The 20,615-nt window shown below is 71.0% G+C and carries 14 protein-coding genes and 1 pseudogene; 10 read left to right on the top strand and 5 right to left on the bottom strand.

Annotation, left to right across the window (positions count from 1 at the left end):
- The first annotated feature begins 15 nt into the window (after positions 1-15).
- Together ACWEGE_RS18015 and ACWEGE_RS18010 are read left to right on the top strand one after the other, a co-directional pair.
- Positions 16-810: a hypothetical protein gene (locus tag ACWEGE_RS18015; RefSeq protein ID WP_449661588.1), complete on the top strand. Its 795-nt coding sequence runs from the start codon at positions 16-18 to the stop codon at positions 808-810.
- Between the two features lie 183 nt (positions 811-993).
- Positions 994-1,836: an ion transporter gene (locus ACWEGE_RS18010; RefSeq protein ID WP_449661587.1), complete on the top strand. Its 843-nt coding sequence runs from the start codon at positions 994-996 to the stop codon at positions 1,834-1,836.
- Here ACWEGE_RS18010 and ACWEGE_RS18005 read toward each other — a convergent pair.
- Positions 1,825-2,526, bottom strand: a complete 702-nt coding sequence (locus ACWEGE_RS18005) for a TioE family transcriptional regulator (protein ID WP_449661586.1) — start codon at positions 2,524-2,526, stop codon at positions 1,825-1,827. The two genes, ACWEGE_RS18010 and ACWEGE_RS18005, sit on opposite strands and share 12 nt — an antisense overlap.
- A gap of 17 nt (positions 2,527-2,543) precedes the next feature.
- Here ACWEGE_RS18005 and ACWEGE_RS18000 point away from each other — a divergent pair.
- Together ACWEGE_RS18000 and ACWEGE_RS17995 are read left to right on the top strand one after the other, a co-directional pair.
- Positions 2,544-3,536: pseudogene (locus tag ACWEGE_RS18000) on the top strand (erythromycin esterase family protein).
- A 104-nt stretch (positions 3,537-3,640) separates the two neighbouring features.
- A complete protein-coding gene (locus tag ACWEGE_RS17995) occupies positions 3,641-4,558 on the top strand; it encodes a hypothetical protein (protein WP_449661585.1) in 918 nt (305 codons plus the stop codon).
- 48 nt (positions 4,559-4,606) lie between these two features.
- On the opposite strand, the gene ACWEGE_RS17990 is transcribed toward ACWEGE_RS17995, so the two are convergent.
- Positions 4,607-6,931 carry a chitobiase/beta-hexosaminidase C-terminal domain-containing protein gene (locus tag ACWEGE_RS17990; protein WP_449661584.1) on the bottom strand — a complete coding sequence of 775 codons (2,325 nt, stop codon included), beginning with the start codon at positions 6,929-6,931 and terminating at the stop codon, positions 4,607-4,609.
- Positions 6,932-7,199: 268 nt separating this feature from the next.
- Between ACWEGE_RS17990 and ACWEGE_RS17985 the strand changes: the two genes are divergently transcribed.
- Positions 7,200-8,432: a S53 family peptidase gene (locus tag ACWEGE_RS17985; RefSeq protein WP_449661583.1), complete on the top strand. Its 1,233-nt coding sequence runs from the start codon at positions 7,200-7,202 to the stop codon at positions 8,430-8,432.
- A gap of 112 nt (positions 8,433-8,544) precedes the next feature.
- Entirely contained in the window at positions 8,545-9,168 is a 624-nt protein-coding gene (locus ACWEGE_RS17980; RefSeq protein WP_449661582.1) for a hypothetical protein, read from the top strand.
- Here the strand turns inward: ACWEGE_RS17980 and ACWEGE_RS17975 are convergent.
- On the bottom strand, positions 9,157-11,961 hold the full coding sequence (locus ACWEGE_RS17975; protein WP_449661581.1) for an alpha-L-fucosidase: 2,805 nt from the start codon (positions 11,959-11,961) through the stop codon (positions 9,157-9,159). The two genes, ACWEGE_RS17980 and ACWEGE_RS17975, sit on opposite strands and share 12 nt — an antisense overlap.
- 525 nt (positions 11,962-12,486) lie before the next feature.
- Positions 12,487-13,368: a hypothetical protein gene (locus ACWEGE_RS17970; protein ID WP_449661580.1), complete on the bottom strand. Its 882-nt coding sequence runs from the start codon at positions 13,366-13,368 to the stop codon at positions 12,487-12,489.
- 419 nt (positions 13,369-13,787) lie between these two features.
- On the opposite strand from ACWEGE_RS17970, the gene sigJ reads away from it, so the two are divergent.
- Positions 13,788-14,666: an RNA polymerase sigma factor SigJ gene (gene sigJ, locus ACWEGE_RS17965; RefSeq protein WP_449661579.1), complete on the top strand. Its 879-nt coding sequence runs from the start codon at positions 13,788-13,790 to the stop codon at positions 14,664-14,666.
- On the opposite strand, the gene ACWEGE_RS17960 is transcribed toward sigJ, so the two are convergent.
- The gene (locus ACWEGE_RS17960) at positions 14,663-17,734 is read right to left on the bottom strand and encodes an RHS repeat domain-containing protein (RefSeq protein ID WP_449661578.1); all 3,072 of its coding nucleotides are present in this window, start codon (positions 17,732-17,734) and stop codon (positions 14,663-14,665) included. The two genes, sigJ and ACWEGE_RS17960, sit on opposite strands and share 4 nt — an antisense overlap.
- Before the next feature lie 198 nt (positions 17,735-17,932).
- Here ACWEGE_RS17960 and ACWEGE_RS17955 point away from each other — a divergent pair, with 198 nt between their 5' ends.
- From ACWEGE_RS17955 to ACWEGE_RS17945, 3 genes are read left to right on the top strand one after another with little or no spacing between them, the layout of a single operon-like run.
- The gene (locus tag ACWEGE_RS17955) at positions 17,933-19,561 is read left to right on the top strand and encodes a S8 family serine peptidase (protein ID WP_449661577.1); all 1,629 of its coding nucleotides are present in this window, start codon (positions 17,933-17,935) and stop codon (positions 19,559-19,561) included.
- Entirely contained in the window at positions 19,558-20,133 is a 576-nt protein-coding gene (locus tag ACWEGE_RS17950; RefSeq protein ID WP_449661576.1) for an RNA polymerase sigma factor, read from the top strand. Before ACWEGE_RS17955 ends, ACWEGE_RS17950 begins: the two co-directional genes overlap by 4 nt.
- Positions 20,130-20,615, top strand: a complete 486-nt coding sequence (locus ACWEGE_RS17945) for a hypothetical protein (protein ID WP_449661575.1) — start codon at positions 20,130-20,132, stop codon at positions 20,613-20,615. The genes ACWEGE_RS17950 and ACWEGE_RS17945 overlap by 4 nt, the downstream gene beginning before the upstream one ends.

Raw genomic sequence — 20,615 nt, 5'->3', positions numbered from 1 at the left:
GAAACGCTTCGGCGATTGATCGAAACGCTGCCCGAATCGCACCGGAAGACGGCCAGGATCGTCCTGGGTTTCGGCACCGGCGCGCACGAGCGCTACACCCAGCGCCTCGAACTGCTGGGCACGGGAGCCGACCGGAACGTGCGCACGATGCAGCGGCGCGCCGACGACGTCATCTACCTGATCGCCGAAGCCGCGTACGGGGCGCCGGCGTCGTACGGGAGTTTTCTGGCCGGCGCCGACGACGGCCCGTGGCACACGTCGGCACTGGCGGTCCGGCTGACGTTGACCGGGCCGGCCGCCGCCGAGGTGTTCGAGACCCGCCGGGTGGTCAGCCACGTCGCCGGCCTCGCCGACGTCGAGCACGCGATCTCCCTGTCCCGGCCCGCCAACACGACCGGCCCGCCGGACCTCTCGGGGCTCGGCATCGACGTCGTCGCCGGCGGCGAAGTCCACTCCGTGCGGCTGGTCGGCTCGTCCCGGGTCGCCTTCAGCCTGCGGCCGCCGCGGCCGCTGGACGCCGGCGACGAGCACGAGTTCTTCTTCCGCATCCGGGTGGCCGAGCTGACGGCGCCGTTCTACTGCTGCACGCCGGAATTCCCGTGCGAGAGCTTCGACCTCAACGTCCGGTTCGACCGGCGGAAGCCACCGCGGCGCGTCTGGCGCATCGACGGCGAATTCTCCAAGGACGCCCAGGAGCCGCGGCCCTCGCGCGAAGCGCTTTCCCTCGACAACGCGGGCGAGGTGCGCACCGGTTTCCGCGACCTGCGGCCCGCGCGGTCCTACGGCGTGGGCTGGCAGCCCGCTTCTTGAGCCGCCAGCCTCCGCAACCCCTGGAGCCGGAGCGAACAGCCAGGTGCGCTCCATGCTCCTCCTCGCCGTGATCGCCACCGTCCACGATGCCGCATCGGGCGGGCGGTTGACGCGACAAAAACACGACACTTCGGGGCCACGCTCCAGACCGGCTGATCGGCCACCCGCGTGCCATCATCGGGCATGGTCACCAGTGAACCCGAGCTCAACAGCGGGGTGCTGCCCGGGAACGTGCGCGCCGACGACTGGATCATGCTCGTGCTCGCCGCCGGGTCGGTCGGGTTGCTGGGGTTCATGGTGCTCAGCCCGCCGGCGCGGGCGGTCGGGCTCGCGATCTTCTACGTCGACTGCGGGATCTGCGGCGTCTTCCTGCTCGAGTTCCTGTGGCGGTGGCGGAAACGGCGCTGGGCCAGGAAGTTCCTCGTGCGCAACTGGTACGAGCTGTTCGCCATGATCCCGGTCGCGCACCCCGCCATGGCCGCGCACAAGTTCGTCAGCGTCGTGCTGCTGCTGGTGCGGATCGGCCGGGCCGCGGACCGGGCCGTCGGCGAGCAGTTCACCTACCGGCTCGTGGACAAGCTGTCCGAGCCGATCGTGAAGGCGATCAAGAAGCCGATCACCGTCGCGGTGCTCGACGAGGTCGTCAAGGTGCTGGAAACCGGCAACTACCCGGAAAACCTGGCCAAGTCGCTGGGGGCGCACAAGGACGAGCTGCGGTCGATCATCGCCGAGAAGATCGCCGCGGACCCGCAGCTGGGGAAGCTCAAGCGGTTGCCGTTCCACGACGAGATCGTGCGCGCCTGCGTCGACACCTCCTTCCGCGTGCTGCTGGAGGTCCTCCTCGACCCGAGGATCGACGACTTCTTCTCCTCCGTGGTCCGGGACAACCGCGAGCAGATCCGGCTGGCCGTGCAGCTCGGGCTCAACGAGGTCGACGACGAGGACGAGGAGAAGGTGCTGCGGGTGCGCACCCAGCGCGCGGCCGCGCACGAGTACGACCGGCTGCACCCCGGCTCACGGCCGTGACCCGACATACGCGCTGAGCCGGCCGGCCGCGTCGAGCATCGCCAGGCCGCGGGCGGTCAGCCTGGCCTGCCAGGTTTCCAGTGCCTCGGCCAGTGATTCCGTGCCGCCCGCGGTGCGGACCCGCTCGACCACCGTCGCGATGTGGGCCAGCGGGTAGCCGCCGCGGCGGAGCAGGTGGGCCAGCTCGGCGTCGCGGACGTCGGCCGCGCGGAAGACCCGGTGGCCGGTCGCCCGGTTCCGCGCGGGCACCAGAATGCCCGCGCGTTCCCACGCCCGCACGGTCGCCGCGGTGACGCCGAGGTGGTGCGCGAGCTCGCCGATCGACCAGCCGGTGGCGGCCGGTGCGGGCGGCGACCCGGTCGTCAGGTGCCCGATCGCCCTGCGGACCGTGTTGAGGGTTTCGCGGTCCCGGAGCAGCTGCTCGTGGCCGCGGTCGACGAGGGTCAGCGCACGGTCGACGTCGTCGTCGTGCACGGCGTGCATGATCCCGCCTGCGGTGGCGTGCCCGTACGCCGGGACCAGCGCGAGGAACGCCCGGAGCGCCGCCGCGTGGGCTTGCGTGTAGATCCGGTAGCCGCTCGGCGTGCGCGCCGCCGGTGGGAGGAAGCCGCTCTCTTCGTAGTTGCGGACCGCCTGCGTGGAGATGCCGTGCTCGCGCGCGAGGTCCGCAGGTCTCAACCGGGTGTTCAAGGATACGATTCAACCACATGGACCTCACCGACTGCACCGCGGAACTGCTCGCGCTGGGCGAGCCGACGCACTTCGAGCCGGCCTTCGCGCGGCTCCGCAACGACCTCTTCGCCCGGCTCGCCGAGCACGGCTTCCGGTCGATCGCGCTGGAGACCGACCGCGTCGCCGCGCTCGACGGCGGCTTCTCCCACGGACTGGGCGAAGTGGACGCCAACCGGCAGCTGCTGGCGTGGCTGCGCCAGTACAACGAGAAGGCCGACGAGCCGCTGGCCTTCCACGGGTTCGACCCGCCGACCGAGATGTTCAGCGCCCCCAGCCCGCGTGCCTACCTCGAACACGCCCGCGACTACCTGGGCCTCGACGCCGACATCGCCGCACTGGCCGGCGACGACGAGCGGTGGAGCCGTTCCGAGGCGATCCTCGACCCGGCTCAGTCGCCCGGCGCCACCGAGGAAGCCCGTGAGCTGCGGGTACTCGCCGACGACCTGCTCGTCGCCCTCCACGCCCGGACGCCCCGGCTGGACGCTGCCTGGTGGCGGGCCAAGGCGCACGTCACCGCCGGCCGCGGCCTGCTGCGCTACCACGCGGCGTAGGCCCGGCCCGGTGACCGGGACACGCGGATCGCGCGCCTGGCGGGTGTGCGCGCGGTGCTGATGGCCGAGAACCTCCTCGACATCCGGGCCGTCGAGGCCCGCCGCGGCCCGACGCTGGTGTTCGCGCACAACAGTCACCTGTGCCGCTCGGGATCGAGCGCGGGCGCGATCGTCGGGGCGCTGCTCGGCGACCGGTACGCCTTCGTCGCCGGCAGCCTCGGCCACAGCGAGGCCATCGGTGTCGGCGAGCCGGCGCCGGACACCTACGAGGGCCTGCTGCAGCGCGGCACCGGAACCTGGAGACTGGCGGGCGTCCCGGACGGCCGACGGCGCACCGACACCAAGCCCGAACGCGGCTACTTCGGCCTCGACGCCGACGTGCTCGACGGCGCCGCCGCGGTGTGGCACATCGCCTGACCCGGCGCCGGCGGAAAACCCCCGCACCCCGTCCCGGGGTTTGTGCTTAGCTGGAACTGACAGAAGTTTCACATTGGGGGGTTCCGATGAGAGTTCGCCATGCCGTGACCACATTCCTCGCCGTCGGGGTGCTGGTGTTCGGCGCCGTACCGGCCCAGGCGAGTGCGGCCACCGCGATCGCCGAGCCGGCCGTGACTTCGGCCGAGTACCCCGACGACAACGCCTGGCACCCCGGTGCCGGCCTGCCGGGCTCGTTCACCTTCGGCGCCAACGGCGACGACTCGGTCGTCGGGTTCTACTGGGGGAACACCGATCCGGCCGGCACCTTCGTGGCGGCCGACCACCCCGGCGGGTCGGCGACGGTTTCGTACACGCCGCAGGCTTCCGGGCCCAACGACCTCTACGTGACGAGCGTCGACAGCGCGGGCAACCGGTCGCCGCAGCACGTCCACCACTTCTACGTGCAGTCGACGGAGCCGCTGGTCAACGGACCCCGGGAGACCGGGGTCGGGATCCCGGCCGGGTTCCGCTTCTCGCCCGGCATGGCCGATGTCGTCTCCTACACCTACCGGGTCGACAACGGGCCCGAGACCACGGTGACCGCGGCGGCCGACGGAACCGCGACCGCGGACGTCGTCACGGCGACCCGGGGTTTCCACAAGCTCAACGTGTGGAGCACGACCAGCACCGGGTTGACGTCCGGGATCGCGAGCACCGGCTACTCGGCCAGTGACGCCCCGCTGGTGGCGAGCACCGACTACCCGGAATACGTGGCCAGCGGAGGCCCCGGCGTCGCCGGCGTCTTCACGCTGACCCCGCGCACGCCGGGCGTCGTCGAGTACGTCTACTACCTCTACGAGGACTGGGACAACCCGACCGTGGTCCCGGCCGGCCCCGACGGCCGGGCGAGCTTCACCTTCACGCCCGACGCGTCGGGTTTCTACCCCATCCAGGTCTACAGCCGGACCGCCGACGGCAAGTCGTCCGGCCTCGGCCGCGACTACTACATCGTCGTGAAGTGACTCCGTGAAGGACGCCTTCGGCGCATCGCCGAAGGCGTCCTTCACCGCTTACGGGTAGCTGACCACGTTGACCGGCACCGTGCCCGAAGGCGTGACACCGCCGGTGTCGTTGATGACGTGGGTGATCGTGCCGCGGTAGTTGAGCGACACCGTCAGCAGGCTGTGGAACCGGACACCGGAGTTGTTCGGCACCTCGAACGCGTGGTAGCTGGACACCGCCGGGTTCGTGTCGAAGAAGCAGTAGCTCCCGAGACCCCAGGCCTCATGGGACGTCACGTTCGACCCGACCTTGTACGCGGCGTACCCGGCCACGCCCGACGGCGCGTTCCACGAAGCCTGGTTCGGCACGTCGTAGGGCATCTCGTTCTGGAAGAAGATCGTCTTCCCGCCCTGGCCGTTCCAGATCACCTGGTACTTCTGGTAGTGCTCGACGAACAGGCCGGTGGCCAGCACGTTCGCGCCGTTCACCACGAGCCCGGTGTCGGCGGTGTTGGTGTTCCAGCCGACCGTGCCCGCGTTGCCGTGGTCGGCCCGCCACGCCCAGATGTGGTCGATGATCGTGTTGGCGCTGTTGACGATCAGGCTGTTCGTCGCCTTGCCGGCGATCGCGCCGCCGATCCGGAAGAACACGTCCTGGACCGTCGTCGGGTTCGACGCGTGCGAAGCCGACGAGCCGGACTGGCCGACCGTGAGCAGCGCCTGCGAGTTCGTCGTGCCGGCGTCGAAGAGCAGGCCCTTGAGCCGGACGCCGTCCACATCGGACACCTGCATCGCGTTGACGCCGTTGTCCGGCACCAGCGTCGGGTAGCCGATGCCGAGGACCGTGGTGTTGGCGCGAGTCACGTTGAGCGTCTGGTTCAGGTGGTAGACGCCCGGCGTGAAGAACAGGTTGCAGCCCGCGGCGAGCGCGTTGTTGATCGACGCGGCCGTGTCGCCGGACTTGACGACGTAGAACTGGCTCATCGGCGCCGACGTGCCGGGGGTGCTGCCGTTCGCCCAGCTGGGGCCGGACGCGTTCGTGCGCAGGGACGGCAGGAAGACCCGGTACTTGCCGGTGCCGTCGACGTAGAGGTACGGAACGTCCCGGGAAACCGGCGTGGTGGCGAGCGTGGTCTCCGGCGGGTTCGGGAACGTCGTCGCCGGCGCGCCGCTGGTGCCGGAGAAGACCATGTTCCAGACGCCGCCGTTCCAGCTGCCGAGCGCGGAGTCGCGGGTGTACCACTGCTGCTGCGAGACCGACGCGGCCTGGCCGGCCACCTTCGTGTCGGCGATGTAGCCGCCGCTGGCGTAGCCGTAGCTCGCCGGGTACAGCTGCAGGCCGCCGCGGACGTCCATCCGGCGGAACGGCGCGGCCTGCGCCACCGCCCACCGCTCGTTGCCACCGGAGGGGTTGACGGCCATGTTCTCGGCGGAGCGCCAGAAGTTCTGCAGCGCGACGCCGTTGTCGGAGGCGTTGAAGGCGTCGACGGTGACGTCACCGTTGATCAGCACGTCACCGGGGTTCTGGCCGAGGCCGGCCACCGAGGTGTAGAAGCCGACGTTGTCGTGCACGTTGTTGTAAGTGCCCGGCTTGAACAGGTGCGCGACGCGCCGGTCCGCCATCTGCGCGGTCAGCGTGTCCTTCTGGTTGTTGAAGTCGGTGTCCAGCTGCGCCTGGATCGTCGCCGCCGACATGCTCGGGTCGAAGATCCGCACGTTCGGCCCGAAGTTCGGGGTGTCGGACTGCGTGGGGCAGCCGGCCTGGGTGCCGATCGTGTAGCTCGCGCTCGACACCGGGGACGTCGTCGACCCGGACTTGAGCGCGATCGCGTTGACCGTGCGGGAGTTCGGGACGCTGATGGGTCCGCTGTAGAGCGTCGAGGACGCGGTCGGCGTCGAGCCGTCCACTGTGTAGCGGATGGTGGCACCCGAGGTGGCGCTGCTGATGGTCACCGTTTGGGCGCTCGAGTACGTGCCGCCGGGCGGGCTGAACGTCGGCGCCGCGACCGTCGTCGTGCCGCCGCCGACGGTGTAGCTGAAGTGCGGGGTGTCGTACTGCGGGCCGTTCTTCTCGTAGGTGAACCAGTAGTCGAGGACGTTTCCGCTGCTCAGGCCGTTGACGGTGGCCTGCCAGGTGCCGGAGCCGTTGGTCATCCGGACGTTCTGCTGGCCGAGGCCGGGGACGCCGGTGTAGTGGACGTCCACGTACAGCGCGGGGGTCGTCGGGGTGAAGCTGATCTGCACCTGGCTGGAACTGGGCTGCGTGACGCTCTGCGTGTAGTCGTCCGCGGCCAGCGCGGCCGGGGTGCTCAACCCGGCCGCCACCAGCACTGTCGAGGCCACGAGCGCAAGGCCCGGGCCGCGTCGTCGTAACTTGTCCAAGGTCCGGTTCACGCCGTGACACCTCCGCCGTTGGGGATCCACGAGGTATTTGTTGCCAGTCGCAACAAAGTAGCTCCCGCTCAGCGGCCAAGTAGTCACTTTTTGATAACACTTGTCTGGACCAATACGCAAACGGGTGAGTCGGTTCGTCACTCTTCGTCGGATTGTGACCACGGTGGGCGAATGACTGAACCGAGAAACCTTCTTCGGACGGGTGACCTCACGCGACTGACATGCGACGATCCGTCGCCACACCTCGTCCCCTACCGAGGAGTAGGCCATGGCCCGTCCACGGTTGTTCCGGTCCCTCGTCGTCCTTTCCCTGATCGCGGCCCCGCTCACGGTGGCCACCACCTCGACCGCCGAAGCCGCGCCGCTGCGCAGCGGCGGCGTCGTGAACTTCGGCTGCGCCACCTCCGGCAAGATGCACTGCCTCGGCAAGGCGATCCGCTCGCCGGAGGGCAACGGCCCGCTGGTCGTCTCGACCCCGGTCGGCTACGGCCCGGCCGAGATCCAGGCCGCCTACCACCTCGGCGGGCTGCACGCGAACGGCCGCACGGTGGCCATTGTGGACGCCCAGGACGCGCCGACGGCCGAAGCCGACCTGGCCAAGTTCCGGTCCGCCCGCGGGCTTTCCCCGTGCACGACGGCAAACGGCTGCTTCAAGAAGGTCAACCAGAACGGCGCGGCGAGCCCGCTGCCCGCGCCCGACTACGGCTGGGCCGAAGAGATCAGCCTCGACCTCGACGCGGTGTCCGCGACCTGCCCGGACTGCCACATCCTGCTGGTGGAGGCCAACTCCCCGGACACCGACCCGCTGATGACGGCGGTCGACACGGCCGCGGCCACCCCCGGCGTGGTCGCCATCTCCAACAGCTACGGCGGCTCCGAGGATTCGACGATCCTCGCCGCGGACGCGCACCTGAACCACCCGGGCATCGCGGTGACGGCGTCCTCGGGTGACTCCGGGTACGGCGTCAGCTGGCCGGCCTCCTCGCCGTACGTGACCGCGGTCGGCGGCACGACGCTGAAGAAGTCGACGACCACCACCCGCGGCTGGACCGAAACGACGTGGAACGGCAGCGGCAGCGGATGCTCCACATTGGAGGCGAAGCCGTCCTGGCAGCACGACACCGGGTGCGCGAAGAGGACGGTCGCGGACGTCTCGGCGGTCGCGGACCCGGCCACCGGCCTCGGCGTGTACGACACGTACAACAGCTGCGGAAGCTCCTCCTGGTGCGACTTCCTGCTGTCGCTGGGCCTGGCCCAGGGCGCGGACGGCTGGGTGCAGGTCGGTGGCACCAGCCTGTCGTCCCCGGTGATCGCGAGCGTGTACGCGCTGGCCGGCAACTCGGTGACGTCGGGCTCGTACCCGTACGCGCACACGAGCGGCCTGTACGACGTGACGTCGGGATCGAACGGCAGCTGCGGCGGGAGCTACCTCTGCACCGCGGGCGCCGGGTACGACGGGCCGACCGGGCTGGGCACGCCGAACGGGACGGCAGGGTTCTGACCCGGAGCGGCACTTTCCCGGGAAAGTGCCGCTCTCCGGCCGGAGTTCCCCGGTCGGGTGACGTTCGGGCAGCGCGTTTTCGCCGGTCGGCCCGCGGGGTAAGGATGTGTCCATGCTGGACACCGAAGTCCTGTCCAAGGTCCCGGCAAGGGCGCTCGACGTCGTCACCCCGCTCGGGCACGTGCGGTTCGCCGTCCGCGCCGGTGGCTGGGACGTGCCCGCGAGACCCGAGCTGACCTGGGGTCTCGCGTCCGGGGCCCGGCTCTGCCGCTGGCGCCACCAGGCCGTGCGGCTCGACGTGCTGTCCGGGCGCACCGCCGCCGGGCTGCCCGGCGTCACCCGCGAGACCACCATCCTCCGGGTGCTGGCCCGCGAGGACGTCGGCGAGTTCGTCGTCCAGGCCGAGCTGGCCGGTGCGCCGGAGGAGGAGCGCACCTGGGAAAGCGCCTTCACCGCCGAGACCGCCGACGCCGCGGTGAGCGTCGGCGGTCCGCGCGCCGATGAGCTGCGCCGGTGCTCCCGGGAAGGGCGGCACGTGCCGCCGTACTGGTCGGGGCTGATCGGCGGGGACGCCGTCGAACGGACCGGCGGCCGGCTCACCTGGCTGCTGCCGCGGATCGACCGCGGTGACTACGCCGAGCTGTGGGTGTCCGTCGCGTGGAGCGCGCCGGGCGGGGACCCGGGCCGCGCCGTCGACATCGACGCGGCCCGGGTGCTGCGGGAGCTAACCCAGTGAAACCCGATCCAGATCCGGCGCCCCGGCCCGGTCGTTGCCGATCCGGATCGTGTTGGCGCCCGCGGTCAGCGTCACCGGGACCGAAGTGGTGTACGGGGTGTTGTTCCCGGCGCCGCTGACCTTCACCTCGGCCGGCGCGCCGCCGTTCACCGACACGAAGTACGACCGGTCGCCGTTGACGGTGAAGTCCAGGTACAGCTGGTACTGCCCGGCCGCCGGCACCGTCACGCCGGGGAACGTCACCGCCGCGCCCGGCCCGATGTTGCGCACCTTCTGCCCACCCGAGCACGGCGAGCAGTTCGTGACGCCGGCGTCGCCGATGTCGTTCGCCGAGTCTTCCGCCTCGCGCATGAACACCCGGTCCGCCGGCCGCTGTTTCACCTGCACCGGCTTGCTCACCGACTTCGCGCGCCCGAGCGTCCGGAAGGACGCCGTCACCGGGATGCTCACGTCCTGGGCCGCGGGCGCGGTCACCGTCCACGACCCGCTGAGGACCTGGCCGAGCCCCAGCGCGGACGTCGTGGCCGGGCCGCCGGTGACCGTCCAGCCCGCCGGGACGACCGGGGCGAGCGACACCTGGTCGATCGGGTCGTCGACGTCCAGCCGCAGCGACGCGTCGATCCGCAGCGACTGCTGCCCCGGCGAAACCCACTGGATGCCCGCGGGTTGCACGGTCAACGTCGTCTTCGGCGTGGACGACTCGGGTGGCATCGGCGCCACGGCGATCCGGTCCAGGTCCGCGGTTCCGGAGACCTTGATCGTGTTGGCGCCGGCGGTGAGCGGCACCGGGATCGCCCCCGGCGCGGCGACCGTGACCGGGGCCGCGCCGTTGACGCTCACCGAAAGCGTCCCCGGTCCCGTGGTGTCCAGCTGCAGCCGGGACGGGCCCGCGGCCTGGACGTCGCGGAAGACGACCGCGCCGCGGTCGAGGCCGGTCACCGCGTTCGTGCCAGAGCACGCTTCGCACCACACCGGCGTGGCCCTGCCCTCGAAGCCGTTGCGCCACGACTCCGCCTCCAGCGGCACCTCACCGCGCGGGTCGGGGTAGCCGTAGGCGACGTCGATCTCGTCGAGCGCGAGCTGCCGGTAGAACGGCTTGGCCTGCGGGCCGGACCAGGTGTTCAGCACCTCGAGCTGCAGGTACCGCGCGTGCACCTCGCCGACGTCGATGAACTGGACGCCGCGGTTGCTCGGCAGGGCGCCGCTGCGGACCGTGCGCCAGTTCTTCCCGTCGTCGCTGGCGTGGACGCGGTAGTCCTTGATCCGCGCGGAATCCTCGGCGCGGCCGAAGGATTCCCGCGCGTACGTCGGCGACGACTCGCGCTCGTGCACCGCGAGGTAGGCCGTCGACCGCTTCCGGCCCAGGTCGAGCGTCACCGACACCGGGAGCTGCCCGCCCGCGTCCCAGTAGTTGAGGTAGCTGCCGTCGACGAGGTTCGCCGCCGTTGCCGGGTTGGCGGAGGCCGTCGCCTTGATCGTGCTCTTGTCGTAGAAGTACTGCTGGCCCGCGGTGTCCACTTCGAACACGGTGTCGTAGGTGTCCCAGTCCTTGATGTCCAGGATGGACAGATAGCCGCCGGACTGGGCGAACCGCATCGGCTTCCCGGTGCGCAGGTCGGACACGCGGGTGACGCGGTAGCCGTTGTCCCGCAGCCGGACCAGGTTCGTCGACGGCCGGGTGACGACGTGCACGTACTGCGTCCGCGCGCCGGGCTTGACGGTGATCACGCCGTGCGCGCCGTCGTTCCAGAAGCCCGGTTGCAGGCCGCCGTACAGGTAACCGCCACCCTCGGTGCCGGTCAGCGCCTCCTTGATCGGCTGCGTCCAGGACGCCATGAAGTTGTTGAACGCCTCCTGCTGCGGCGGGAACTTCCCGTTCAGCATGGCGGTTTCGGCCATCAGCGACTTGATCGACGAGCCCGCGTTCGTGATGTACCGGCCGGTGGAGAGCCGGAAGTCGACGGCCTGGTCGCCGCCGCTGTACCACCAGTCGCCGTTGGTCGGCAGCTTGTAGTCGGCTTCGGTGAGCCGGGGCATCGGCGTGTAGACGGCCTGCGGGTAGTCGTAGGACGGGGTCATGCCGGTCTTCTGCTCGTTGCTGACCGTGTCCATGATCGGGGTGTCTTCGTTGTTGTTGCTCAGCAGCCAGGACGGCCGCTTTTCGCGGATGTGCTCGTAGAGCCCGTGCTGTTCCCAGTACTCGTTGTCGTTGTCGATCCAGAAGCCGGCGAGGTCGCGGTAGCGGTCCATGACCTCGTCGAACAGGTCGTAGGAGTACTCGCCGAAGCCGGGCCGGGTGGTCAGGTCGACCGGCTTGCCCTTGTACGCGGAATAGGCGGCCGAGTCCAGGGACTCGTGCCCGGTTTCGTTGTGCCACTGGGGATCGTCGGTCATGTAGAGCATGACGCGCACGCCCTTGGCCTGGCCCGCGGCGATCAGTTCGCCGAGGAAGTCGCGCTGCGTCGAGCAGCTGCCGGGAATCTTGGACGGCCACGGCCGCGCATAGCCCAGCCGGCTGTGGAAGGTGGTGAGGACGACGTAGGACGCGCCCAGCTTCTTGGCCTCGTCGATCCAGTAGCCCGGCGTCCAGCCGCCATCGGTGACATCGCGTTCCCAGGCGGCGCAGTCGGTGTGCCGGGGCGCGGTGAACATGCCCCAGTGCAGGAACAGCCCGGCGGTCGAGGCCCGCAGCCAGTCCTGGCGCGGGTGGTAGAGCTCGGCGTTCGCGGGACTGACCAGGCTCGCCACCAGCGCAACGGCGGCGGCGAGGCAGGCAAGCGGTCGGATTCTCAAAGGACCTCCTCGTCCGGAGAGATCCGATGATTAGTTCCTGATATATCGTACGTCAAGGGAAGATGCCGCTCAGTGGCACACAGTCGTCCGATCTGTCGTGTACCGGTGTAACCAAGCGCTCAGTCCGGGCGACTAACGGGCATGGTCGACCCGGGAGGTGCCGATGCGCGGTTGCTCCGAAGGGTCGGTTACCGACTGGTGGATACTGAACGCAGTGGTGCGCATACTTACCGTTGTTGATGGCGAGAGGGTTCTGGCAAAGCCCCTGACCAGGAGGGGGCGTTGCTACTTTAGGCCCTTCGGCCAAGATCATCCGAAGGAGCGACGCTCAGTATGCATTGTGGACAGTCCAGCCGACTGTGCGCTAGCGTCCCCGCAAGCCGCAACTCGGGCTTCTTGTCCTGCGGCACAAGACAATCGGTATTCCTGTAATTCTGCAAGCGACACGAAGGTGACTTCTCCCATGGGTGGTTCCGAAGGCGGCGACTGACCGTCTTGGGGTAGCCCGCGCCGCCTGTGGACGGGCTACCCCAGGTCCAGCTTCATGCCGTACGTGGCGTCGGCGGGCACGTGGTCGATGTGCAGCGTGATGACCGTGCGGCCCTCGGCGTCGGAGTCCGACGTGATGAAGGTGCCGGTGGTCTGGTCGTCCCGGAACCCGATGGCGTCGTAAGAGACGGTGAACTCGCCGGGGAAGACGACCCGGTGGACCACCTTGTCGATCTGCAGGACCTTGCCCGAGTGGAAGTGGAAGTTCTCGGCAGTCCCGTCGCACATGATCGGCTTGCACTTCTTCGGCCAGAACCGCTCTATGTCGAGGCAGATCGCTTCGCCCTGTCGGATGGGTTCGTGCAGGTGGACGATCATCGCCATCTCCTTGCTGCTCAGCCAGGATTTGGTGACGTTCCAGTGCGGTCCGGGCTTGCCGTTCACCTTCAGGCTGCGGGCGTTGATCTTGACCTTGTCCCGGTATTTCTCCGGCTGGTCCCATTGGCTGCCGGCGTAGAACCTGATGAAGTGGACTTCTTCGCGCAGTGCCACGGCCTTGATGATCAGCCTCTCGCGCACGTCGCCGTTCCGGTGGACGAACACCGTCTGGTTCCAGTCGTTCACCAGTACCAACGGCTCGGGCCGGTGGTCGATGATGAAATCGCAGTACTGGGCGAGCAGTTCGCGGTACACGGCATAGTCTTGGCGCAAGCGCCGGTTGCTCGCCAGGACGACCAGGATCCCGACGATCATCAGCAGCCCTGTGGTCAGGAACGCACCCGCGCGGACCATTTGGCTGCCGAACAGTGTCCCCAGCAGGCCCGCGAAACTCAGCAACCCGACCAGGTTGCCGATGACACCCGGTGCGCCGCGCTGAGCGGTGTATGAATCGAGCCAGGAGACGAAGCTCTTCAACATTCGCCTCGCCTCCTTCCGTGTGACCGAAACGAGTGAGCGACGCCAGATCTGCTGTCGACCTTTGCGTCGATCATCAGAGTAAGGCCAGGTCAGATGAGGTCAGCTAGTGCAACAGGGTGAAGTTTCAACTAGACTTGACGGCTTTTGGTAACGCTCGGGAGCTTCTCCGAGCCGTTATCGCCTTGTGCCGGATAAGCGCCGAACCTCATTCACACTGGAATTCCGTTTGTCGTGAAACGGGACAGCAAGTGGACACCGTGAAAGACCACAACATATCTTCGCGAGTTCCACGGCGCCAGGGAGCGCTTGAAGAAGCCTCGGCCGCCGGCGCGTCGAAGCGGACACGGGTCTCGGAGGTCTGTCACAAACCCGCGGCCCCAGCCGTCAAGGTGGTGATCGCACCGCGAAAGGACGGCCCCGTGAACGCCGACGTCTTGGCCCGCAGCTTCGAAACCCACCGCGACCACCTCCGCTCCGTCGCCTACCGGATGCTGGGCTCGCTGACCGAAGCCGAAGACGCCGTCCAGGAGGCGTGGCTGAAGCTCAACCGCAGCGACACCGCCGCCGTGGAGAACCTGGGCGGGTGGCTCACCACCGTTGTCGGGCGCGTGTGCCTCGACATGCTGCGGTCCCGGAAAGCCCGGCGCGAGGAGCCGTGGGACGCCCTGGTGCCCGACCCCGTCATCAGCCGCGACGACGGCCCCGAGCACGAGGCGCTGATGGCCGACTCGGTGGGCCTCGCGCTGCTGGTCGTGCTCGACACGCTCACCCCGGCCGAACGGCTGGCGTTCGTGCTGCGGGACATGTTCGCGATGCCGTTCGAGGAGATCGCCTCGATCGTCGGGCGGTCCGAGGCGGCGACCCGGCAGCTGGCGAGCCGGGCCCGGCGGCGGGTCCAGGGTGCCCCGGTCGCGCCCGATCCGGACCTCGCACGCCAGCGCGAAGTCGTCGGCGCCTTCCTGGCGGCCGCGCGCGGTGGGGACTTCGACGCGCTCGTCGCGGTGCTGGACCCCGACGTCGTGCTGCGTGCCGACCGCGGCGCGGCCCAGGGCGGCTCGACCGAGGTCCGCGGCGCGGCGGCGGTGGCGAACCAGGCGCTGACGTTCTCCCGCCTCGGTGCCGGTGGCGGCGTGGTGCACCGGGCGCTGGTCAACGGCGCGGCAGGCGTGGTCGCGACGCGCGAAGGGCGGCCGTTCTCGGTGCTGGGCTTCACGGTCGCGGGCGGCCGGATCGTCGAGATCGACATCCTCGCCGACCCGGACCGCCTCGGCCGGCTGGACCTGGCCGTGCTCGACTAGCCACCCACCACGGCGCCGGTCTCGTCCGTGCACAGGGCGATCCCGCCGGCGTCGTCGAAGTGCAGGTAACGCGTGCGGCCGTCCGCGTAGCGCCGCACCGCGCTCGCCACCACGACCACCAGCTCGCCGTCTTCGATGCTGTACAGGTCGTCCGGGGTCAGGACTTCGTGGATGCGGCCGCCGTCGGTGATCAGGGTGCGGACCCGGCGGCCGGTGTGGTCGTAGCTGTACAGCGCGTTGACGCCGTCGTCGCCGTGTACCCCGCGCAGCCGGCCGAACGCGTCCCGGATTTCGCTGCCGGACCGGGGTTCCGCGGCCGGCCCGGGCTCGATGTCGCGCACCAGCCCGCCCGGGCCGGTGAGCACGTGCCGCCCGTCGGCCCACTGCTCGCTGACGCCGTTCGCGTAGTGCACCGCGGTCCGGCGGCCGCTCAGGTCGTAGGCGACGGCGTCGACGAACCCCGGCACGCACACCAGCCTGCCGACCTCGTCGTACTGGTGGTGCACGGTCAGCCGCCCGTCGCCGGCGTCGGGGTAGGCCACCGCCGACACGCGCCCGTCGGCCCGGTGCGTCACGTCGAGCCGGTACTCGACGGCGACGTGCGCCGGGCGCCAGCGCTTCTCCGCCGGACGCCCGAGTGCGTCGTAGCCGAACTGGGTCACGCCGCATTCGTCGGTGACGCGCACCAGCCGCCCGCAGCTGTGCGGTCCCGCGCCGAGCGGGACGGCGAGCCCGCCGTCGTGGTGGGTGAACGTGGTGACCGGCGTCCCGTGCGGGTCGTCGACCAGCACCGCGACCACCCGGCCCGCCGCGTCGCGGACCCGGAACACCGTGTGCCCGCCCGCGGTCCGCGACTCGACGACGTTCCCGGCCGCGTCCCGGACGTGCACGGCACCGTCCGCACCCCGCAGCTCCCGCCCCAGCAGATCGCGCACGCCGCCGTCGCCGGGCCGGTCTTCGGCGACGCCCAGCGGCCGGCCCAGCGCGTCGTACCGGAACTCCTCCGGCGCGGGCAGCGGATCGCCGTCCCGGAACACCCGGCTCGTCCGGCACACCAGGCCGCGCGCGCAGTACTCGTGGTGCTCGTCGACGACGTCGCCGAGCAGTTCCGCGTGCCGCCGCTCCAGCAGCCGCCCGGCACCGTCGTGCAGCTCGGCGGTCACCAGCACCTCTGTCTCGCCCGACACCGCCCGCTGCTCGGTGGTGACGCGGGCGCCGTCGTAGCGGTACCGGACGGTCGGCAGGTCCGCCGTGTCGCCCGGCCGCACCACCGCTTCCGGACGGCCCAGCGGGTCGTGGGTCAGCGTGGTCACCGCGCCCGCCGGATCGGTCACCTCGCACACCCGGGCCGTGCGGACGTCGTGCCGCGTGATGGTCACGTTGCCCAGCGGGTCCGTGGACACCTCGGGGAAGCAGCGGTCGGCCGAATACCGGACCTCCCGGGTGTGGCCGAGCGGATCGGTCGTCGTCGTGCGCAGCCCGGCGGCGGTGTCGAGCCGCCCGTGGAACGTGGTGACCCACCAGCCGTCCTCGCCGGGACGGCGGTGGTAGCCGTGGTGCCGCAGGTCGGGCGGGCGCGCGCCGTAGACGTCGGCGACGAGCGCGTCGGTGAGCACCAGCTCCTCCCGCGCGGTCCGCAAGCCGTGTGAACCGGCGAAGCCGTCGGGCTCTTCGTCGTACCGGAAGATCCGGTCGGCCAGCACCTTCCCGGCGCCGTCGACCTCGCGGACCCGGGCCGGGAGCGCGGCGAACCGGTGTTCGGGGTCGGTCGCGTATTCGGTCCGGGTCTCGCGCACGAGCGGCTCGCGCCCGGGCCGCTCGGTCGTCTCCACCGCACGGGCCGGGTTCCCGGCCGGGTCGAAGTCCGTCTCCTTCGTGGTGACCGACACCGGCGTTTCCCGGCGTTCGAACACCGTCGTCACCGAACGCGTCCACTGTGGACGCCGGAAGTGCTCGACGCGGCGGTACGGCCGGTTCGCATCAGGGGAGCCGTCGAGGCCGTAGGTCTCCTCCTTGGCCAGCCACCCCCCGGCACCGAACCAGCGCACGGTCCGCAGGGTCGGCGCGTGTTCGTCGCCGAGGTCGTCCTGGACCACGCGGCCGAACACGGGGAGCCTGCTGTCGTCGTGGTACTCGAACTCGGTGACGCCCACGTGGCCGGTGCTCGATTCGCGCCGCGAGACCCGCCGGACCACCGGCACCGCGGCGACGGTCGCGTACTCGATCGCGGTCCGCAGCCCCAGCCCGTTGTCGATCTCGCACAGCCGTCCGGTGCGGGGCAGGTCCCCGAAGGAGTGGTACGGCACGGAGTCGAGCACGGACACCCCGCTGCCGGACCGCGCCCGCACGGCCAGCCGGACCCGCCGCGGGGCCGGGGCCTCCACGGCGGCGTAGGCCAGCCGCAGCACCGGGGCGGCGGTCTCGGTGCCCTGGGTGTCGAAGCCGGTGAGCGCCACCGACGTCAGCAAGGACGCGCCGGAGACGTCGTCGGCGGTGTAGCCGAGGGTCCACCGCCGCACGAGCGGCCGCGCCGAGGCGGGCACCCGCAGGTCGATCCGCGCGCACCGCAGCGCCGTCGTGACGAGGGTGCCGCCGCGGCCGCGGCGCAGCACGTCCGGGCGCGGCTCGTAGGTGAACTCCACTTCGTACGGGCCGTAGGAGACGCGCGTGAGGTAGGCCTGGCCGCTGTGGTGCGCCCACGCGAACGTCGCGATGGTGCCGAAGGGGTCCTCGGTCCGGTCGAGGTACCAGGTGGCGCCGTCGCCGGGGCCGAGGAAGTGCCGCAGGCCCGCGGCCGTGGTGAGCAGGAAGCCGTCGCCGTGGCGGGCGAGCCGGCCCGCCGCACCGGACGGCGCGGCGTCGCCGGACGGCCCGACGTGCGGCAGCGGGAGGGTGAACCCGCCGCCGAACGGGCCGTTCGGGGCGCCGGTCGTGTAGCGCAGGGCGAGCGCGGGTGCGCTGCCGCCGGGACCGGGCGGCAGGTCGAGCGGCACCGCGAAGCGGCCGCCGCCGGTCGACGGCTCCGCGGTGAACGCGGCCTCGTGCGTGCTCGACCGGAGCACAACCATGGTGATCTCCCCGCATGCTTCGTGACTTCCGGAGGGCCAAGTGGGTGAGCGGGACGCGCCAGATACGTCGTCACCCGTTTGCCGTCGTCGTTATGCATTCGTGATGTCCGTGTCGTATCCCAAGGGCGGCTCCCGGGTCTTTCCCGGGTGCCGTTGGTGATCAGTGGCGGGGGCAGAGGCAGCAGGAGGGTGGACCCGATGGTCGTCAAGTTCGTACGGGACGAGACCGCGGAGACAGCGGTGGAGGACGCGAGCACGCTCAACGAGCTCCCGGCCCCGCCCAGGCAGTTGCTGGACCGGCACGGCGCCCGCGTGCTCGACCCGGCGACGGCCGTCGTCGCCGCCGGGCAGCCGGCGCCGCGCACGACCGTGTACCGGCCGGGCGTGTTCCTCCTGCCCCAGCGGTACCTGCGCGACCAGGGGACGCTGGCGGCCATCAACCGCGTGCTCGCCCGCATCGGCGTCGAGGCCGGGCCGGCCGACCGCGGGGACAGCAAGGAGTTCGACCGCGTCCGGCAGCTCGACGACCTGCCCGTCCGCGCCCTGCTGCGGGTGCGGGAGGACACCGACCCGGTCGTCGTCGACTGCTGGCGGGCGCTGCAGCTGCTGCGGTCCGCCGCCTCCGGCGAGAAGCCCGAACTGGACCCGGAGATCGTCCGGGACGTGTCCGTGGAGCACCTGCTGTTCACGACGCCGGTGTTCGGCGGGGTGCCGTGGGAGACCAGCGGTCTCGGCGGCACGCCCTGGGAGACCAGCGGGTTCGGCGCGGGCAGCTCGTACGGGCGCACCCGCGGTGCCAACCGGATCCCGGTGACGTTGGCCGCCGCCCCGCCCTACCGCAGCCCGAAGCCCGCGCACCGGCGCCCGGTGATCGCCGTGCTCGACACCGGCATCGGCCCGCACCCGTGGTTCGGGCTGGCCGACCGCTCCGGCCCGCCGCCCGCCGGCTCGGGGCTCGCCGTCGCCCCGGGCATCCAGGCCGCGATCCTGGCGGCCGAGCTCGGCTCCGGGACCACCGTGCCCACCCAGCTGCTCCACGACCACTGGGACGCGCCGACGACCGGCCAGCCGCTGATCGGCGACGTCGACACCGACACCGGGCACGGCCTGTTCATCGCCGGCATCGTCCGGCAGGCCTGCCCGGAGGCCGACACCCTCGCCATCCGCGTGGTGCACAGCGACGGCGTCGCGTACGAGGCCGACGTGCTGCTCGCGCTGCACCTGCTCGCCGACCGCGTCCGGCACGCGCAGGCGGACAACCGCCCGCAGGACATGGTGGACATCGTCTCGATCTCGATGGGCTACTACCTCGAAGACGCCGCGGACGTCGCCTTCACCGGCCAGTTCGGTGCGGTGATCGCCGAGCTGACCGGCCTCGGCGTGCTCGTCGTCGCGGCCGCGGGCAACGACGCCACCACGCGCCGGTTCTACCCGGCGGCCTTCGCCGACCAGCCGCTCGGCGGTGGCAGCGGCCCGCAGGTGATCAGCGTCGGCGCGCTCAACCCCGACGTCACCACGAGCAAGGCGCTGTTCTCCAACGAAGGCCCGTGGGTGCACTGCTGGGCGACCGGCGCCGGGGTCGTCAGCACCTACCCGACCGACGTCCGCGGCACCGCGGCGGCCGACCACGAGGTGCCCGGCTTCGGCCGCAACTCCTTCGACCCGGACGACTTCAGCGCCGGTTTCGCGGTCTGGGACGGGACGTCGTTCGCCGCGCCGCTCGCCGCGGCCGAGCTCGGCAAGGCCCTGCTGCAGTCCGGGGACCTCGCCACCGTCGACCGGGAGACCGTCGTCAAGCGCGCCTGGACCGCACTGGGCTCGCTGTGAACGTGGCCAAGACCGACCACGCTCGCGTGGCGACCCTGTTCGACGCCGCGCGGGAGGGCGACCGCGCGGCGCTGGACGAACTGGTTTCCCTGCTCACGCCGCTGCTCTGGCAGGTGGCGCGTGACCAGGGGCTCGACGCCGATCAGGCGGCCGACGTCGTGCAGACGACGTGGCTGCGCCTGCTCGGTTCGTTCGCGGAGATCCGCTCGCCGGTCGCGCTGACCGGCTGGCTGATCACCGTCACCAAGCGGGAGGCCTGGCGCACGGGGGAACGGCGCCAGGTCGAGCGGCCGCTGCCGGAGCTTCCGGAGCGGCTGACCGAGGCGGCACCGGCACCCGAGGAGGGGGTGCTGCGCGAAGACCAGCGCGTGCGGCTTTGGCGCGCGGTCGACAACCTGCCCGAACGCTGCCGCAGCCTGCTGCGGATCGTGGCGTTCGTGCACCGGCCGGACTACGCCGAAGTCGGCGCCCGGCTGGGAATGCCGAGGGGGAGTATCGGCCCGACCAGGGGACGCTGCCTCGCGCGCTTGCGCGAGCAGCTACTCGCCAACGGCGAAGGAGATTGGCTGTGACCACCGTCGAACCACCAGGCGCGAACGAGCCCTTGGACGAGCTCGACTTCCGGCTGCTGGCCGGATTGCGCGAGCTGTGGGAAGACGCCGACCCGATGCCCGCCACGCTGGTGGACCAGATCCGGTTCGCGATCCAGCTGGAGGACGTCGACCTGGAGGTGATGCGCATCCGGGAGCAGGAAGCGCCGGTGGGTGCGCGCAGTGCCGCCGAACAGGGCAGGCTCATCACGTTCGACAGCGAAAGCCTGACGATCATGGTGAACGTGAGCCCGGAACCGGGCGGCACGATCCGCCTGGACGGCTGGCTCACCCCGCCGGCCGAGCACCCGATCGAGGTCCGCACGGCGACCGGCCCGCTGACGACGACGTCCGACGCGGAGGGCCGGTTCGCCGTCGGCGGCGTGCCGCACGGGATGGTGCAGGTCCTGGTGCGGACGGTCGGCCGGGCGAGGACGGTGAGCACGCCGGCGATCGAGCTGTAG

The organism is Amycolatopsis sp. NPDC004747 (assembly GCF_053601335.1).
The sequence above is the reverse complement of the archived record's forward strand: the minus strand, read 5'-3'. Positions and strand labels throughout refer to the sequence as shown.

Bases quoted from the DNA above. Each gene is read 5' to 3' on its own strand.
- ACWEGE_RS18010 (WP_449661587.1), top strand. From the start codon at position 994: ATGGTCACCAGTGAACCCGAGCTCAACAGCGGGGTGCTGCCCGGGAAC.
- ACWEGE_RS17985 (WP_449661583.1), top strand. From the start codon at position 7,200: ATGGCCCGTCCACGGTTGTTCCGGTCCCTCGTCGTCCTTTCCCTGATC.
- ACWEGE_RS17980 (WP_449661582.1), top strand. From the start codon at position 8,545: ATGCTGGACACCGAAGTCCTGTCCAAGGTCCCGGCAAGGGCGCTCGAC.
- ACWEGE_RS17970 (WP_449661580.1), bottom strand. From the start codon at position 13,368: ATGTTGAAGAGCTTCGTCTCCTGGCTCGATTCATACACCGCTCAGCGC.
- ACWEGE_RS17960 (WP_449661578.1), bottom strand. From the start codon at position 17,734: ATGGTTGTGCTCCGGTCGAGCACGCACGAGGCCGCGTTCACCGCGGAG.
- ACWEGE_RS17955 (WP_449661577.1), top strand. From the start codon at position 17,933: ATGGTCGTCAAGTTCGTACGGGACGAGACCGCGGAGACAGCGGTGGAG.